This window comes from Caulobacter sp. X (assembly GCF_002742635.1).
Classification (GTDB): Bacteria; Pseudomonadota; Alphaproteobacteria; order Caulobacterales; family Caulobacteraceae; genus Caulobacter.
In genome coordinates this window covers 204,276-219,906 of the sequence record NZ_PEGF01000002.1, presented here as the reverse complement: position 1 = coordinate 219,906, position 15,631 = coordinate 204,276, and the positions used below count along the sequence as shown (strand labels likewise).

Sequence of the window (15,631 nt, the reverse complement as noted above, 5' to 3'; positions counted from 1 at the left end):
GACCTCGCGGTCAGCGCCCTTCGCGTTTCAGCTCTGCGAGCCGTGGAAGCTTAGAACTTCCACTTCAGGCCCAGATAGTACTGGCGACCGTAGTGCACGTACTCTTCGGAGTTCATGCGGGTCGAGTCGACCAGCTTGCTGTCTTCCTGGTCGGTCAGGTTGATGCCTTCCAGGGTGACGGTGAAGTTGCCGAAGTTGTAGCTGACCTGGGTGTCGATGTTCAGGGTCTTTTCCTTGATCCGAACGTCGTTGTTGTTGGTCGCCGACGGCGCCACCTGGATCAGGTACGGGTCGCGGTACGAGGCCGAGACGCGGGCCTTGAACGGACCTTGCTCGTAATAGAGCGTGGCGTTGTAGGCTTCCGGCGACAGGTTCACCAGCGGCTGAGTGATCAGCACGGCCGGAGCCGTCTGAACCCGCGGCGTCCCCGCATAGGTCGGGTTCTTGATCACGTACTGGATGTCGCTCTCGACGTGCGTGTAGTTCACGATGCCGCCGAAGTGGTTGAACGGCGCCGGCAGGAAGGTGAACGGACGCTGCAGCGAGATCTCGTAGCCCTTCAGCTTGCCGCCGGGGGTGTTGATCTGGGTCGTGACCGTGAACAGGGTGTTGGCGGTGTTGCCGTTGCTGAGCAGGCTGTCCGACAGGCCGGTCTCGGCCCACGGAATGGCGACCGCCGAGGTCTGGATGTAGGACTTGATGTCCTTCTCGAACACGCCGATCGAGAACAGGGTTTCCTTATCCGGATACCATTCGAAGCTCAGGTCCAGGTTGTTGGACAGCATCGGGTTCAGGTCGGGATTGCCGCGCGTCAGGGTCTGGTTGGACTGGCTGATCGAGGTGAAGCCCGGCGTCAGGTTCTGCAGCTGCGGACGCGTCATCACCTTGGCGGCGGCGAAGCGGACGAAGAAGTTTTCGAACGGCTGGGCCGACACGTTCAGCGACGGCAGGGTGTTGTGGTACTCGCGCGAGGTGACCTGGACGCCGTCCGTGGGGACCGAGGTCGAGATCGTGCCGAACGGCGTGGTCACCGGCGTCGTCACGCTGCCGGTATTGTAGTGACCCAGCGCGTCCTGGACGGTCTTCACATAGCGCACGCCGAGATTGCCGCGCACGGGGATGTTGAAGATGTCGTAGTCGAAGTCGCCCTGGATATAGAGCGCGGTGTCCTTCTCGGTGATCTCACGCAGAGCGCCCAGCTGGTTCAGGACGCTCAGGCGGAAGTCGCCGTTGGCGTTGATGCAGTTACAGTCGTAGCCCAGCTTGGCCTTCAGCTTTTCCAGGTCGGGCGCCAGCCACGATGTCGGCACGCCCGCCGGCAGGTCCAGGCCGCGGCCAAAGCCGGTGATCACGCGCGAGACATCGGCGATGGTCGTGCCGGCCGGCAGCGGGAAGCCCGCCTCGGAGGTGAAGGTCGTGCCGGTGCTCGCCAGGTTACGCGAGAACAGGCGCTTCTCCCAGGAGCTGAAGCCGTACTTCTTGTAGTTGCCGCCGTAGCGCAGCTTGAAGCCGTCCAGGATCTGATAGTCGACGTCGGCGCGGATGGTCTTGAAAGTGTTGACCGCCTTGCTGGGACGCAGACGCAGCAGCGAGGCGTCGCCCAGGGCGTTGCTGGCGCTGTAGGTATAGTTGGCCGGGTTCGTCGGATCGAAGCCGTAGTTGAAGCTCGGCAGGCGCTTATCCTGCGAGTAGTCGTAGCTGTAGTTGTCGCTGTCGTAGCGATCGAACGAGAAGGTCGTCTGGACCGGGTTGTTCTGGATCGAGCGCGACTGGCCGTAGACGATGTTCAGGTGGCCGGCTTCGCCGAACTTGGTGTCGTAGGTCAGCGAGAGTTGATTGAACTCGGTCTTCAGGTCGTCGTGGCGATACTCGACCCGGGCGTCGACGTCGTCGAACGTGCCCTTGATCAGGTTGCCCTTGCTGTCGGCCGTGAAGTTGACGACGTCGGTCTGGGGCACGCCCGCGCCGCTGCGGCTGAACGAGATGATTTCGAGATAGGTCTCGTCGCGGTTGTTGGTGAACTTGGCCAGCATCGCGTCGAGGGTCAGGGTCGAGCGATCGGTCGGGCGCCATTGCAGCGAGCCGGTCACGCCGAGACGCTTTTGATCATAGTCCAGGCGGCCGTAGCGCGGGATGCGCGGGTGCCACAGGTTGTTGGCGGTGCCGGCGGCGGCCGTGACGGTCGGCGCAGTGCCGCCCGTGACGGTGCCGATCTGGGCGCAGCCCAGCGCCGGACCGCTGACGGGGTTGTAGGCCGCGCCCGAGCAGGGGAAGGCGGTCGCCGAGTTGAACTGGACCGACGGGTTTTCCCAGCGACCGGTCGAGGAGCCTTCCTCACGCTGCTTGCGGGTCGCGTAGGCGACCGACAGCAGGGCGCCGACTTCGCCGATGCCCGTGTCCCAGCGGTTGCTGACCAGGAAGGTGAAGCGCGGGTCGCTCTTGCGCGACAGGTCGTTCCAGCCGGCCTTGGCGCTGGCGCTCATCGCGAACTTGCTGAAGTCGAACGGACGGGCCGCCTGCAGGTCGACGATCGCGCCCAGCGAGCCTTCCTCGTTCATGGCCGAGGTCGACTTGCGCACGGTGACGCTGTTGAACAGTTCCGAGGCGAAGATCGAGAAGTCGAACTGGCGGCCGCGGTTGGCGCCGCCCGAGCTGTCCTTGCCGCCGGTGGTGGCCAAAGCTTCCAGGCCGTTCAGGCGCACGACGGTGAAGTCGGGACCCAGGCCCCGGACGGTGATGCTGCGGCCTTCGCCGCCGTCACGGTCGATCGACACGCCCGGCACGCGCTGCAGCGATTCCGCCAGGTTCAGGTCGGGGAAATCGGCGATGTCCTGAGCCTTGATGACGTCGACAAGGTCGTTCTCACGACGCTTGACGTCCAGGGCGTTAGCTAGCGAGGCGCGGAAGCCGGTGACGACAACGGCCTCGACCTCGTCGGTGGCCGGCGCGGGAGCCGCTTGAGCGCCGGCGGTCTGCGCCATCGCGCCGCCCGCCATCATCAAGGTCAACGCAAGAGCGCCGCCCGAGACGCCGTACTGCAGAGCGCGCGACCGCGCTGTGAAATTCTTGGACATATAGCCTCCTCCCGTGTCGACCATAGGCGCTTGCGCCCCTGTCTGGCCTTTGATCCGCTTCGCGACCTTCCCTCGCGAAACGAGCCCCAGCCGGTAAGTCTTCATTTTTGTCACCGGTGTCAGACGCTGTTTGCGTTTTTTGACACCGGTATCACACTGCTAACAAAGCGGAGGTCGCGCTACAAGGCCGCAATGTGGCCGCGCGTTCCAGAACTCGGCGCGCCGTTGCGTTTCCGACACATAGCGCCGTTATTAAGGCGGGGGTTTACGCCTCGTCGGGGCGGTAATTGCTGACCTGATACAGGCCTTGCAGCATGGCCTCGCGCTGATCGGCGGGCAGCAGGGCGCCATGGGCCCGCAACAGGCGCAGAGCGTCGATATGCACGTCGATCGCGTCCCAGCGCCAATGGCCGGCGTCTTCGCAACTATCGACGAGCGTGCAAAGCGACACGGCCGCCTTGTCGATCCCGGCGTCCGACACGAAGGCGCTGACGTCGATGATCCTCGACCCCAGGACGTAGAGGCTCTCGTAGACCTCGGACGCGCGCTCGGGCGCATCCTTGCCGAACCGGCGCTCGATCTCGGCGATGGCCTCGTCCAGCGCCGCCATCGACGACTCGCGCAGACTTTCCACGCCGGCCTCGGCGGCGGCGATGGCGTCCTTGGCCATGATGCCGCCGCGCTCCTTGATCAGCGCGGTCAGGCGGTTGGTGGGGCGGAACTTGCGGACTTTCATATCTGCACCTTGGCTGGGCGCATCAGGTTTGCGATTTCGTCGTCGGACATGTTGGGCGTCTGCGCCTCGCCCACCTCCGGCGGAAGGTCGTCCTTGCGCCGCCCATCCGTCCCCGGCGGCGGCCCCTCGTGCTTGAAGCGCCGATCGGGTCCGACATAGGTGTCGCATTCAATAAAGGCGCGATCCTCGCGGGCCACCCAGAAGATGCGCTCCAGCAGCACCTTGGGGGTGATCGGCTTGGCCACCATGAAGTTGGCGCCGGCGTCGCGGACCTTGAAGATCTGCGAGGTGCGGGTGTGGCCGGTGACCAGGATGACGGGGATGTAGCGATTGGTCTCGCCGCCTTCGCGGCGGAGCCACTGGATGAATTCGATGCCGTCCGTGGTCGGCATCTGCACGTCGCTGATGATCAGGTCGAAGGTCTTGGTGCGGACCAGGCTCTGGGCGTCGGCGACACTTTCGGCGCGTAGCAACTGCTTGACGCCGAAGCCTGAGACCACCTGCGACAAAATGTCCAACGAGGGACCGTTATCATCCAGTACGAGCACCGTCGCCCGCTCGAGATTGATCCGCGTCGAGGGGAGAAGCGCGTCGCTCATCGGCGCTAGAAAAAGTCGAGTTCGCCGGCGACCGGACGCTCTTGGGTCTGCTCCTCGGCGCGCAGACGCTGGGCCATGTCGGCCAGGCCAAGACCGTTGAGGACGGGCGTGATCGACATGCTCCATTCGCCCGAGGCGTGATGGCCGATCCGTTCGAGAACTTCCGACAGGCCATGCAGCCTTTGGCTCAGCTCGTCGAGAGCTTGCAGACGGGCCAGGTTCTCGACCGTGGCGCCGCCATTGGCGAGATCGCCGGCCAGATGCTCACAGTCCCGGCAGATCGCCGCGGCGGAGGCCAACTCCACCGCCAGACGCCGCGACAGTTCACTGACCGGCAGATGCTCGGTCGTGTCAGTCGTCGGCGAAGGCAGCGGCGAAGGTTGCATACGATCAGAACAGATCCACGTCGCCGCTGGAGGCGGCGGGCATCGGGACGGGAGCGGGACGACGGACATCCTGCGGCGCGTTGTCGACGGCGACCAGGCGCTGGCGCACGCGGCCCGAGGCCGGCCAGAACTCGACCCGGCGAGCCGACACGCCGCCCGTGCTGGACGAGACGATCGGAATGCCTTCGTCGCGCAGGAAGCGCTCGGCGAACGCGGAGTTGCTGGCGCCGACGTCCGAGAGGCCGTCGAACAGCTTGGCGCCGCCGAAGATCTTGGCTTCCAGCCGCTCGCGGCGGGCGCCCTTCTTCAGCAGTTCGTTGATGAGCAGTTCCATGGCGTAGGCGCCGTAGCGAACCGCGTCCCCGCCGGTCCCGCGGCCGTCGCCGGCGTCGGGAAGCAGGAAGTGGTTCATGCCGCCGACGCCCGACTGCGGATCGCGGATGCAGGCGGCGATGCACGATCCCAGCACCGTGGTCATCACCACGTTGGGATCGGTCGTCACGTGGCTTTCGCCCTGCGTGACGTGCACCTTGATCGCGCGCTCGGTGTCTTCGGGAGGGTTGTGATGCGTCATGTCAGCTGTCCGAACACCTGTTCGATCTTGTCGCGCAGTCCCTGGACGGTGAACGGCTTGACGCAATAGTTGTTGACGCCGAACTGCACCGCGCGCTGGACCAGTTCACGGTCCGCGCGACCGGTCAGCATGACGAAGGCCGTCTGGCGGATCGGCGGGTGCGAGCGCACCGCGCGGAGCAACGCCAGACCGTCCATCTTCGGCATGTTGAAGTCCGAGATGACAAGGTTCGCCGGCTTGGCCAGGAGGTTCTTCAGAGCCTCCTCGCCATCGGGCGCTTCACGGATGTCCTTGAAGCCGATCTGCTGCAGAGCATTGCGGATCAGGGCCCGCATGGTCAGCTGGTCGTCGACGACGAGAACGGAGATGGTGCTTGCTTGTGGCATGGGTTCAGCGCCTCGCCGAGGCCAGATCGAGAATGGACTGGCCCATGGAGGACAGGGAAACCTGCTTCTCCACCGCGCCAAGTTCGTAGGCGGCTCTGGGCATGCCGTAGACGACGCAGCTGGACTCGTCCTGGCCGAGCGTCCGGGCTCCCGCCTTGCGCATCGCCAGCAGCCCCTGAGCGCCGTCGCGGCCCATGCCGGTCAGGATGACGCCGACGGCCTTGTCGCCCAAAGTCTGGGCGACCGAGTTGAACAGCACGTCCACCGACGGGCGGTGACCGCTGACCGGGTCGCCCTGGATCAGGCGGCAGCGCAGACCGGCCGAGCGCACGACTTCGAGGTGCGTGGCGCCGCCGGGCGCGACATAGACCTTGCCAGGCTCCAGCACCGCGCCGTCCGAGGCTTCCGCCACCTTGGCCCCGCTGGCGCGATCCAGGCGCGCGGCGAAGCTGGCGGTGAAGGTCGCCGGCATGTGCTGGGTGATCACCGTGGGCGGGCAGGTGTCGGGGAATTGCTGAACGATCGACAGCAAGGCCTCGACGCCGCCGGTCGACGAGCCGATCGCGACCAGGTCGCCCGAGGGCATGTAGTCCTTGCGGGGCGCCCGGGCCGGCGCCGCGTCGGCCTTGGTGCGGACCGAGGCGCGCGCCGCGGTCTTCACCTTGGTCACGATCTCGGCCAGCGCCTCCTGGGTGCCGGTCGCATCGGCCGGCTTGCCCACGCAATCCACCGCGCCCAGTTCCAGGGCCCGCAGCGTCATTTCCGCGCCGGCCTGGGTCAGGGTCGAGACCATGACCACCGGCATCGGCCGCAGGCGCATGATCTTCTCGAGGAACTCGATGCCGTTCATGTTCGGCATCTCGATGTCGAGGGTGACGACGTCGGGGTTCAGGGCCTTGATCATGCCCCGGGCTTCGAAGGGGTCGCCCGCGCCGCCGACGACCTCGATCTCGGGATCGCGGTTCAGGGCGGCGGAAATCAGGCTCCGCATCGTGGCGGAGTCATCGACGACGAGTACGCGGATCTTAGCCATTAGCGGCCCACCTTTCTGTAGGCGGTTAGACCGCAGCTTTCGAACGCGGTCACGGAAGCGCCAACGCGCTCGGAGTGGCCGACATAGAGTCGGCCGCCAGGGGCGACGAGCGGCGCGAAGCGGCTCCAGACGCGTTCCTGGGTAGGTTCATCGAAGTAGATCACGACATTCCGACAGAAGATGGCGTCGAACGGACCTTTCATAGGCCACGACGGACCGTTGAGATTTAGTTCCCGGAAAGCCACGAGGCTGCGGGCGGCCTCGCAGACGCGCCAGGCGCGACGATCGTTCGCATCGCGTTCGAAGAACTGGCTGCGGGTCGCGGCGGGAATGCCTTCCAGCAGCGCCTCGTCGTAGACGGCGGCGCGGCCGGTCGCCAACACGTTGGTGTCGATGTCCGTGCCCAGGATCCGGATGTCCAGGTCGGCGGCGTTCGGCCACACCGACAGCACGGTGAAGGCCATCGAGTACGGCTCCTGCCCCGAGGAGCAGGCGGCCGACCACAGGCGCAGGCGGCGACCCGCGCGCACCTGATCGGCGACCGGCTCCAGCACGTTGACGCGAAGGTCCTCGAAATGGTGCGGCTCGCGGAAGAAACGCGTGACGTTGGTGGTCAGCGCCCGGAGCATCTCTTGGCTCTCGTCCACGCCCTTGTCGCTGGCCACGAAGGCGCAGTAGTCGGCGAACGAGCGCAGACCCAGGGCGCGCAGGCGCTTGGCCAGGCGGGAGTAGACCAGCGTCGCCTTGCTGTCGGGCAGGCTGATGCCCGCCAGATCGTACAGCAGCGCGGCGATGCGCTTGAAGTCCTGGTTGGTGAAGGCGAACTCGCCATCGACGATGGCGTCTCGCTCGGTGAGGGCTGCGGCGGTCATTAGGCGGCCATCGCCTCCCGTTCCGGCAGGATGCGGTCCAGCGAGATTTCGCTGATCATCCGCCCCTCGATGGAGATAATGCCGCGCACGAAGCTGCGAACCGCGTCGCAGGCCACGTCGGGCGTCGGTTGGATCATGTCGTCGTTGACCGAGAGGATATCGGACACCGCATCGACCAGCAGGCCGACGGTGCGATCGCCCGCCTTGACCACGATGAAGACGCTGCGGACGGTCGGCTCCAGAACCGGCATGCCCAGGCGGCAAGCCAGGTCCATGATCGGCAGGACGGCGCCGCGCAGGTTGATCACGCCGCGCATGTAGCCGGGCGACTGCGGAAGGGTGGTCGCCGGGCTCCAGCCGCGGATTTCGCGGACGGCCATGATGTCGACGCAGTACTCCTGGTCGCCCACGCGGAACGAGATGAGTTCACGGCGATCAGCGCCGATGGCGGTGGCATGTTCGTCCATGACTTACTCCGCGGCGATGAGGGTGGGTTCGGTGGGACGGGGCGCGCCGCCTTCGCGGCGACGCAGATTGATCGTGGCGTCGACATCGAGGATCAGGGCCACGCGGCCGTCGCCCAGGATGGTCGCGGCGGCGACGCCCTCGACCTGCTGGTAGTTCTGCTCGAGCGACTTGATGACCACCTGGCGCTGGCCGTGGATGGCGTCGGCGACCAGGGCCGCGCGCGAGCCGTCCTCGCCCTCGACCAGCAGCACGACGCCGTCCGTCGGCGGCGGGCTCTCGTCGCGGTAGCCGAGCGTCAGGCCGACGTCGATCAGCGGCACGAAGCTGTCGCGGACGGCCAGCACCGAGCCGACCGGGCCCAGCGGACGAACCTCTTCCGGCTTCGGACGCAGGCTCTCGACGATGGCGGCCAGCGGCACGACCAGGGTCTCGCCAGCGACGTCGACCACCATGCCGTCCAGGACGGCCAGGGTCAGCGGCAGGCTGAGCGTGAAGGTCGAGCCCTGACCCGGGCGCGAGGTGATCGAAATCCGACCGCCCAGGGCCTGAACCGAGCGCTTGACCACGTCCATGCCGACCCCGCGGCCCGACACGTCCGAGATCTTGTCGGCGGTCGAGAAGCCCGGGAGGAAGATCAGGTTGTCGATTTCTTCGTCGGTCAGCTGCAGGTCGGGCGCGATCAGGCCCTTCTTGACGGCGATCGAGAAGACGCGTTCGCGGTTGATGCCTTTGCCGTCGTCCGAGACCTCGATGACGATCCGGCCGCTGCGGTGCAGCGCGGCCAGGCGGACCATGCCCTCGGGGTTCTTGCCGGCCGCCTTGCGCTCATCGGGGCTTTCCAGCCCGTGGTCGATGGCGTTGCGCAGCATGTGGGTGATCGGTTCGGCCAGACGCTCGATGACCGTCTTGTCGACTTCGGTGTTCTCACCGTCCATCACCAGACGGGCCTGCTTGCCCGTCATGTTGGCGACTTCGCGGACCAGACGCGGCATGCGCTGGAACACCGACTTCACCGGCTGGGCGCGGATGGCCATGACGCTGTCCTGGATCTCGCGCGTCAGCTGTTCCAGCTCGTCGAGGCCCATGGCCAGGTTGGAGGACGGGGCGATGCCGTATTCGCCGACGCGTTGCGCCAGCATGGCTTGGTTGATGACCAGCTCGCCGACGAGGTCGATCAGGCGGTCGATCCGCTCGGGATCGACGCGGATGACCGATTGGCCGGGACCGGGCACTTCGACCTGGGCGGCCTTGGCCGGCGCGGCGGCGGGCGCGGCCGGCGCCGCGGGTGCGGGGGCCTTCGGAGCCTCGGCGACCGGAGCGGGCGCGGGAGCCGGCGCGGGCGCTTCAGCGGGCTTGGCTTCGACGGACGCCGGCGCGGGCTCTTCAGCCACGACGGGCTCAGGCGCCGGCGGCGGGGTTTGAACCTCGGCGGCCGAAGGCTCGGTGGCGCTGATCAGCGCGGCGAGCTGCTCGACCGTGGCCTCGCCGCGGATGATGTCAAGATCGCAGTCGCCGTCCACGAATTCGAAGACTTCGCGGATCGCGGTCTCGTCTTCGTCGGTCTCGACGCGGACGTTCCAGGTGACGTAGGCCGCTTCGGGGTCCAGCTCGTCCAGCTCGGGAAGGTGGCGATCGTCCAGGGTGGCCTTGATCGGGCCAAGGCGGCTCAGCTCACGCAGCAGCAGAGCCGTCTCGTTGGCCTTGCGATACAGGTCCGACTTCGGACGGATCGACACCGTCCAGACGTTCTCGGGCGCCAGTTCGGCGTCGGCCGCCTGGGCCTCGACCGTGATGGTCTGGGGCACGAAGACGAAGCCGAGGTCGTCGTCGTCCATGGAGTCGTCGTCCGCGGGCGCGGCGGCGACGGGAGCGGCGGCGGCTTCGACAGACGCTTCGGCGGCGGGCGCCTCGGCGACCGGCGCGGCGGCGGGCGCGGGGCTGGCGTTCGGGTCGGTCCAATGCTCCAGCTCGGTCGCCATGGCGGCCGAGGCGGCCATGTCGACATCGCCCAGGCCGCGCGCGGCGCTGACGTGGTCGGCCAGGATGTCGGAGGCGCGCAGCAGGACGGCGGCCAGCTCGATCGTGCTGGGCACGGCGCCGGAGCGCACGGCGTCCAGCAGCGTCTCGAACACGTGGGCGAAGCGCACCAGCGGCTCAAGGCCGAAGGCGCCGGCGCCGCCCTTGATCGAGTGGACGGCGCGGAACACGGCGTTGACCGTCTCGAGGTCGCCGGACCCTTCCTGCATGGCCAGGAGACCGCCTTCGAGGTCGGCGAGGAGCTCCTCGCATTCCTGGAAGAAAGTGACCTTGATGGCCTCTAGCTCGTCCATTTCCCGTACGTCCTAATTCGCGTCTAGCAACGGGTAGTCAAATCAAAGCGGCGGAGTACTCGCCCGATCAGGCGGCGACGCGGCGAATGGCGTCGACCAGCTTTTCGGGATTGAAGGGCTTCACGATCCAGCCCGTGGCGCCGGCCTCGCGGGCCCGCTGCTTCTTGGCCGGGTCGCTTTCCGTGGTCAGGACCAGGATCGGGATGGCGCGATAGTCGTCGTCGACGCGCACCGCCTCGATGAAGCCGAAGCCGTCCAGCTTGGGCATATTGATGTCCGTGATGATCACGTCCGGACGGTGGGCCGAGAGGACCTCGAGCCCGTGCTCGCCGTCGACGGCCTCGACCACGTTGAAGCCCGCCCCGGCCAAAGCCATGCGAAGCATGTCCCTCATGGTGCGGGAGTCATCGACCGTAAGAACCGTCTGCGTCACGATTCAGCTCCTTGGAATTCCGCCGACAGGAGCGCCTTTTCGGCGCCGAACAGACGGGTGGTTTCTACGAAGGCCTCGGAAGGCCCCTTGATGGAAAAGGGTTGACCGTCGCGGTCCCAGGCCTTGCGGGCCGCCAGGAGGACCTGCAGGCACAGACCGCCGAAGCGGCGCACCTGGTCGGCCTCGATCTCGATCGGCGCGCCGCGGCGCGCCAGGAGCGCGGCCTTCAGCGGCGCAGCGGCCTTCAGGTCCAGATTTTCAGGCAGCGCAATGGCGGCCATTAGAATTCCTCCCAACCTTCCGTGACGGGGGCTTGAGCGACCGCCGCCGAACCGCTGCTCCGGCCCGGACGGGCGAAGGTGTTCAGACGGGCCTGCTGCTCGGCCACCGGGTTGCGCGCCGGAGCGTGCTGAGTCGCGTCGGCGGGGGCCGGACGCGAATAGGACGAGGCGGCCGCGCCCACTTGGAAGCGGGCCATCAGGCGAACCAGCTCGGCGGTCTCGCCCTTCAGCGAGTGCGTCGCGGCGGTCGACTGCTCGACCATGGCGGCGTTCTGCTGAGTGACTTGGTCCATCTGGTTCACGGCCGTGTTCACTTCGTTCAGACCGGTCGCCTGCTCCGCGGCGGAGGCCGCGATCTCGGTGACCAGGGCGTCGATCTCACCAACCTTCGCCACGATACGCTGCAGCGCTTCGCCGGTCTGGCCGACCAGGCTGACGCCTTGGCTGACCTGCTGGGTCGACGAGGAAATCAGGGTCTTGATCTCCTTGGCGGCCTCGGCCGAACGTTGGGCCAGAGCACGAACTTCCTGAGCCACGACGGCGAAGCCGCGACCCGCCTCGCCCGCCCGCGCCGCTTCGACGCCGGCGTTCAGGGCCAGAAGGTTGGTCTGGAAGGCGATCTCGTCGATCACGCCGATGATCTGGCTGATCTGGCCCGAGCTCTTCTCGATCTCCCCCATGGCGGAGACTGCCTGATGCACAACCTGGCCGGAATGCGTCGCTTCGCCACGGGTGGTTGAGACAACGTCCGAAGCCTGGCGCGCGCCCGAGGCTGTGCGACGAACAGTCGCGGTCAGCTGGTCCAGAGCGGCGGCGGTTTCTTCCAGGCTGGCGGCCTGTTGTTCGGTGCGGCGCGACAGGTCGTCGGACGCATGGGCGATCTCGTCGGCGCCGGTGCGCAGGCCGTCGGTCGAGGCGGCGATGACCTTCATCGTCTCCTGCAGCGAGCCCATGGCGGCGTTGAAGTCGTCCTTCAGCTTGCGATAGTCGCCGGGGAAATCGGCGCTGACGCGGAAGGTCAGGTCGCCCGAGGCCAGCTTCTCCAGGCCCTCGGCCAGGCTGGTGACCACCAGCGCGCTTTCCTGGGCGGCGGCGGCGGCGGCGGCTTCCTTGGCGCGGCGCTCGTCCGCGGTCAGGGCGGCCGACTTCTCCTGCTCGGCGCGCAGCTGCTCGAGGTGCAGCTGGTTGTCGCGGAAGACCTTCAGGGCCGACACGATGGCGCCCAGTTCGTCGCCGCGCGTCATCTTTTCCAGATCGATGCTGTTGTCGCCCTTAGAGAGCTTGTCGGTGGCGCCGGCGATGTCGTTGATCGACTTGCGGGTCGTCATCACGGTCAGGAACGCCAGGGCGCCGACGGCGGCCAGGGTGACCAGCGACAGGATGATGGTGACGCTCATCGCGGCGGTGGCTTCGGCCTGACGCTTGGCGGTCTCGTTGGCGACGCGCGTATTGGCCGCGGCGACCACCTGGTCGAGGATGCCCGTCATCTTGGCGTACTGTTCTTCGAACGGAGCGATGAAGCCGACAGCCATGTTGAAGTCGACGCCGATCATGCCGCTGACCGTGTCGATGGCGCTGTGGCACTCGTCGAGCGACTTGATCAGCTCGTTGATCTTAGGCTGTTCGGCGGCCGGCAGCTTGGCCTTCAGAGACATGAGCTCTTTCTTGACCGCGTCCGTCTCGGTCAGGATCGCCGCCATGCGGGCGTCGTTCTTGGCCACGTCGATGTTGCCCGCCTTGTGGGTCAACACGGTGTAGAGCTCGCCGTTGATGTTCGAGATGCGCTTGGAGATCTTCTGGATCTCCATGTTCTGGCGCATGTCGCTTTCGACGACCTGCTTCAGCGCAGCCGACTGGCTCTTCTGAACAATGATGGCTCCGCCGGCCATCAGGGCCAGCATGAGCAGCGCGAAAGCCGGCGCGAAGCCGATCTTAATGATCAACGGCAGATCGACGAGACGAAGGCGTTTCATCGTAGGTCCCCTCCAACCAGCGTCCCCGTGCCCACGGGTCGCCAAACTGAAGGGAGATAATCCAGATAGAGTCCTAACAGACTCTGACTTGGTTAAAAGGAATTCGAGATAAATACGCCCGAAAGCCTCGAAATGGGCGTTTGGTCGCAGCGTCCGCGAGCGGGATTCTAAGGAGTATCCCAACTAGCAAAGGCTCTCAGCCCCTCGACCGCCATGGTTACCTGGAAGTAAATCTCGAATATTCTTATGAGACTTAGAATATATTAACTGCCTTCTGAGAGTCTGCTCCTGCGTCCAGTTGGCGCATCGTCCACAGGACGTAGAAACACTACTAGGAGCAGCGGGATGAAATATCCGATCGCTATTGCCGCGGGAATCGCCGGCAGCTTTTTCGTCGCCCAGGCCGCTTCGGCCGCAGGTGGTTTCGAAGACCAGATGGGCCGTTGCCTGCAGCAGTTCGCGAACACCCGCGACGCCGCCCAAGTGATGCTGGAATGCAACGCCGCCGACGGCAAGCTGTCGGACTGCAAGGTCGTCGACAACAGCGCCGCCGGCAAGGGTTTCGACAAGGCCGCCATGTGCATCGCTGAAAAGCTGCCGATGGGCGCCAAGACCGGCACCGTGAAGGTTCCTTTCCGCTTCCCGGGCGGCGCGTAAGCGTCGCCGAGTTGGCGAGCAGATACTCAAGTCCTCGCCACCAAGCTGGAAATCAGAACGCCCTCGCCGATCGCTCGGCGAGGGCGTCTTATTGCGCGGACCAGAGCGCGGAACAGGCAAGACCTCTTCCGCGCCGGCGTCGCGCTCCCCCTAGAACTCTTCCCACTCGTCCTTGACGGCCACCGCGGCCACGCCGCGCGAGACAGGGGCTGACGCGCCTGGGCGGCTGGCTGGACGCGGAGCAGGCGCGGCGCGTGGCGTTGAGGCCGGGGCCGGGGCCGGGGCCGGGGCCGGGGCTTGCGCGGCTGGAGCCGAAGCGCGACCCGAGATCGAGAAGGTCGCCACCTGGCGAGACAGTTCCGCCGTCTGGCTCTTCAGCGAATGGGTCGCGGCCGTTGTTTCCTCGACCATCGCGGCGTTCTGCTGGGTCACCTGGTCCATCTGGTTGACGGCCGTGTTCACCTCCGAAAGCCCGCGCGCCTGGTCCTGGGACGAGGCCGAGATCTGGACGATCAGCTCGTCGATTTCGGCGACCTTGCCGACGATGCCTTTCAGCGCGTCGCCCGTCTGGCCCACCAGCCCCACGCCGGCCTCGACCTGCTTGGTCGAGGCGCCGATCAGAGCCTTGATCTCCTTGGCCGCCTCGGCCGAGCGCTGGGCCAGGGCTCGCACCTCCTGCGCCACCACCGCGAAGCCCTTGCCGGCCTCACCGGCGCGCGCGGCTTCCACGCCGGCGTTCAGGGCCAGCAGATTGGTCTGGAAAGCGATCTCGTCGATCACCCCGATGATGTTGCCGATCTCGCGCGAGCTGGTCTCGATCTCGCCCATGGCCGCGACGGCCTGGTCGACCACGATCCCGGACCGCTCGGCCTCGGACTTGGCGCCGGCGACCACGTCCTGCGCCTGCTTGGCGCCGTCGGCGGCCCGGCGGACGGTCTGGGTGATCTCGTCCAGCGCCGCGGCGGTCTCTTCCAGGCTGGCGGCCTGCTGCTCGGTCCGGCGCGCCAGATCGTCGGCGGCGATGCTGATCTCCTCGGTGCCCGAGCGAATGCCGTCCGTCGCCGCGCTGACGCCGCCCATCGCCTGATCCAGCAAGGTGACCGCGTTATTGAAGTCGTCTTTCAGCTTCTGGAAGTCCGGCTTTACGTCGATGTCCAGACGGGCCTGCAGGTCGCCCCGCGCCAGACGATCGAGAGACTCGCCCAGGGCCGCGACCATCTGCGCCTGGCACGCCTGGCTTTCCTGGCGCTCGGCCTCCAGCCGCTGGCGCTCCTTGTCGATGGTCTCCAGATAGATCGAGATGGCGAAGTCCATGTCCAGCAAAACAGCCTTCATCAGGGCGCTGAGCGCCTCGCCGGCCTGGGCCACGCCGCCCTTGCTCATGAAGCCCTTGGGCCAGACCGACTCCAGGACGGAGCGGATCAGATGGTCGCTAACCACCGCGTAGCCGCCGATATACCAGCGCGGCTCAAGGCCGATGCGGGCGTGGGTCTCGCCGATGGCGCGGACGGCCCGGACATAGTCGTCGCTGAATTCGGCCTGGACGATTCCGTCCCAATGGCTTTGCTGGCGCGCGTTGGCGGCCGCCATATGCTGGTCGTCCTTGAAGAACTTCCGCGTCTCGGGCGTCGCCGCCACCTTCGCATAGAAGCTCGCCAAGGCCGGTCCAATCGCCTTGGCGACGACGGGTCTGAGATCGCGCAAGGCGTCTCGCGCCCTGCCATCGATCCCCATGAACGCCACTCGCTCGTTGATCGCGTAATCGTGGCTCATCGCCGCTCATCCACTTGCTGGGGTGAAGCGGAAAGGCTCGCGGTCGCGTGCTTAAT

General features: G+C 66.5%; 15 protein-coding genes. 1 reads left to right on the top strand and 14 read right to left on the bottom strand.

Annotated elements, in window-relative coordinates; genetic code table 11:
• Positions 1-50: 50 nt before the first annotated feature.
• From CSW60_RS13450 to CSW60_RS13390, 13 genes are all read right to left on the bottom strand, one after another.
• Positions 51-3,074 carry a TonB-dependent receptor gene (locus CSW60_RS13450; RefSeq protein ID WP_099537863.1) on the bottom strand — a complete coding sequence of 1,008 codons (3,024 nt, stop codon included), beginning with the start codon at positions 3,072-3,074 and terminating at the stop codon, positions 51-53.
• A gap of 265 nt (positions 3,075-3,339) precedes the next feature.
• A complete protein-coding gene (locus tag CSW60_RS13445) occupies positions 3,340-3,810 on the bottom strand; it encodes a chemotaxis protein CheE (RefSeq protein ID WP_099537862.1) in 471 nt (156 codons plus the stop codon).
• Positions 3,807-4,409, bottom strand: coding sequence for a response regulator (locus CSW60_RS13440; RefSeq protein ID WP_099537861.1), 603 nt, complete (start codon positions 4,407-4,409; stop codon positions 3,807-3,809). The genes CSW60_RS13445 and CSW60_RS13440 overlap by 4 nt, the downstream gene beginning before the upstream one ends.
• A gap of 5 nt (positions 4,410-4,414) precedes the next feature.
• Complete coding sequence (locus tag CSW60_RS13435; protein WP_099537860.1) at positions 4,415-4,795, bottom strand: chemotaxis protein CheU; 381 nt, start codon at positions 4,793-4,795, stop codon at positions 4,415-4,417.
• A gap of 4 nt (positions 4,796-4,799) precedes the next feature.
• The gene (locus CSW60_RS13430) at positions 4,800-5,369 is read right to left on the bottom strand and encodes a chemotaxis protein CheD (protein WP_066683076.1); all 570 of its coding nucleotides are present in this window, start codon (positions 5,367-5,369) and stop codon (positions 4,800-4,802) included.
• Entirely contained in the window at positions 5,366-5,755 is a 390-nt protein-coding gene (locus tag CSW60_RS13425) for a response regulator (RefSeq protein WP_007675655.1), read from the bottom strand. The genes CSW60_RS13430 and CSW60_RS13425 overlap by 4 nt, the downstream gene beginning before the upstream one ends.
• Positions 5,756-5,759: 4 nt before the next feature.
• Complete coding sequence (locus tag CSW60_RS13420; protein ID WP_099537859.1) at positions 5,760-6,788, bottom strand: chemotaxis response regulator protein-glutamate methylesterase; 1,029 nt, start codon at positions 6,786-6,788, stop codon at positions 5,760-5,762.
• Entirely contained in the window at positions 6,788-7,660 is an 873-nt protein-coding gene (locus CSW60_RS13415) for a protein-glutamate O-methyltransferase CheR (RefSeq protein WP_099537858.1), read from the bottom strand. The genes CSW60_RS13420 and CSW60_RS13415 overlap by 1 nt, the downstream gene beginning before the upstream one ends.
• Positions 7,660-8,127, bottom strand: a complete 468-nt coding sequence (locus tag CSW60_RS13410) for a chemotaxis protein CheW (protein WP_099537857.1) — start codon at positions 8,125-8,127, stop codon at positions 7,660-7,662. The genes CSW60_RS13415 and CSW60_RS13410 overlap by 1 nt, the downstream gene beginning before the upstream one ends.
• A gap of 3 nt (positions 8,128-8,130) precedes the next feature.
• Positions 8,131-10,458, bottom strand: a complete 2,328-nt coding sequence (locus tag CSW60_RS13405; protein WP_099537856.1) for a chemotaxis protein CheA — start codon at positions 10,456-10,458, stop codon at positions 8,131-8,133.
• 67 nt (positions 10,459-10,525) lie between these two features.
• Positions 10,526-10,891: a response regulator gene (locus CSW60_RS13400; protein ID WP_013080817.1), complete on the bottom strand. Its 366-nt coding sequence runs from the start codon at positions 10,889-10,891 to the stop codon at positions 10,526-10,528.
• Positions 10,888-11,172, bottom strand: coding sequence for an STAS domain-containing protein (locus CSW60_RS13395; RefSeq protein WP_099537855.1), 285 nt, complete (start codon positions 11,170-11,172; stop codon positions 10,888-10,890). Before CSW60_RS13395 ends, CSW60_RS13400 begins: the two co-directional genes overlap by 4 nt.
• Positions 11,172-13,145, bottom strand: coding sequence for a methyl-accepting chemotaxis protein (locus tag CSW60_RS13390; protein ID WP_099537854.1), 1,974 nt, complete (start codon positions 13,143-13,145; stop codon positions 11,172-11,174). Before CSW60_RS13390 ends, CSW60_RS13395 begins: the two co-directional genes overlap by 1 nt.
• Before the next feature lie 345 nt (positions 13,146-13,490).
• Between CSW60_RS13390 and CSW60_RS13385 the strand changes: the two genes are divergently transcribed.
• Complete coding sequence (locus CSW60_RS13385) at positions 13,491-13,802, top strand: hypothetical protein (protein WP_066686217.1); 312 nt, start codon at positions 13,491-13,493, stop codon at positions 13,800-13,802.
• A 150-nt stretch (positions 13,803-13,952) separates the two neighbouring features.
• Here CSW60_RS13385 and CSW60_RS13380 read toward each other — a convergent pair whose 3' ends face one another.
• Positions 13,953-15,575 (bottom strand): globin-coupled sensor protein, encoded by a 1,623-nt coding sequence (locus CSW60_RS13380; RefSeq protein ID WP_099537853.1) that lies wholly within the window; start codon positions 15,573-15,575, stop codon positions 13,953-13,955.
• Between the last annotated feature and the right edge of the window lie 56 nt (positions 15,576-15,631).

Excerpts from the sequence above, each read along its gene's own strand:
- CSW60_RS13380 (WP_099537853.1), bottom strand. The coding sequence starts at position 15,575 with ATGAGCCACGATTACGCGATCAACGAGCGAGTGGCGTTCATGGGGATC.
- CSW60_RS13395 (WP_099537855.1), bottom strand. The coding sequence starts at position 11,172 with ATGGCCGCCATTGCGCTGCCTGAAAATCTGGACCTGAAGGCCGCTGCG.
- CSW60_RS13445 (WP_099537862.1), bottom strand. The coding sequence starts at position 3,810 with ATGAAAGTCCGCAAGTTCCGCCCCACCAACCGCCTGACCGCGCTGATC.
- CSW60_RS13435 (WP_099537860.1), bottom strand. The coding sequence starts at position 4,795 with ATGCAACCTTCGCCGCTGCCTTCGCCGACGACTGACACGACCGAGCAT.
- CSW60_RS13420 (WP_099537859.1), bottom strand. The coding sequence starts at position 6,788 with ATGGCTAAGATCCGCGTACTCGTCGTCGATGACTCCGCCACGATGCGG.
- CSW60_RS13405 (WP_099537856.1), bottom strand. The coding sequence starts at position 10,458 with ATGGACGAGCTAGAGGCCATCAAGGTCACTTTCTTCCAGGAATGCGAG.
- CSW60_RS13415 (WP_099537858.1), bottom strand. The coding sequence starts at position 7,660 with ATGACCGCCGCAGCCCTCACCGAGCGAGACGCCATCGTCGATGGCGAG.
- CSW60_RS13390 (WP_099537854.1), bottom strand. The coding sequence starts at position 13,145 with ATGAAACGCCTTCGTCTCGTCGATCTGCCGTTGATCATTAAGATCGGC.
- CSW60_RS13440 (WP_099537861.1), bottom strand. The coding sequence starts at position 4,409 with ATGAGCGACGCGCTTCTCCCCTCGACGCGGATCAATCTCGAGCGGGCG.
- CSW60_RS13425 (WP_007675655.1), bottom strand. The coding sequence starts at position 5,755 with ATGCCACAAGCAAGCACCATCTCCGTTCTCGTCGTCGACGACCAGCTG.
- CSW60_RS13385 (WP_066686217.1), top strand. The coding sequence starts at position 13,491 with ATGAAATATCCGATCGCTATTGCCGCGGGAATCGCCGGCAGCTTTTTC.
- CSW60_RS13430 (WP_066683076.1), bottom strand. The coding sequence starts at position 5,369 with ATGACGCATCACAACCCTCCCGAAGACACCGAGCGCGCGATCAAGGTG.
- CSW60_RS13410 (WP_099537857.1), bottom strand. The coding sequence starts at position 8,127 with ATGGACGAACATGCCACCGCCATCGGCGCTGATCGCCGTGAACTCATC.
- CSW60_RS13450 (WP_099537863.1), bottom strand. The coding sequence starts at position 3,074 with ATGTCCAAGAATTTCACAGCGCGGTCGCGCGCTCTGCAGTACGGCGTC.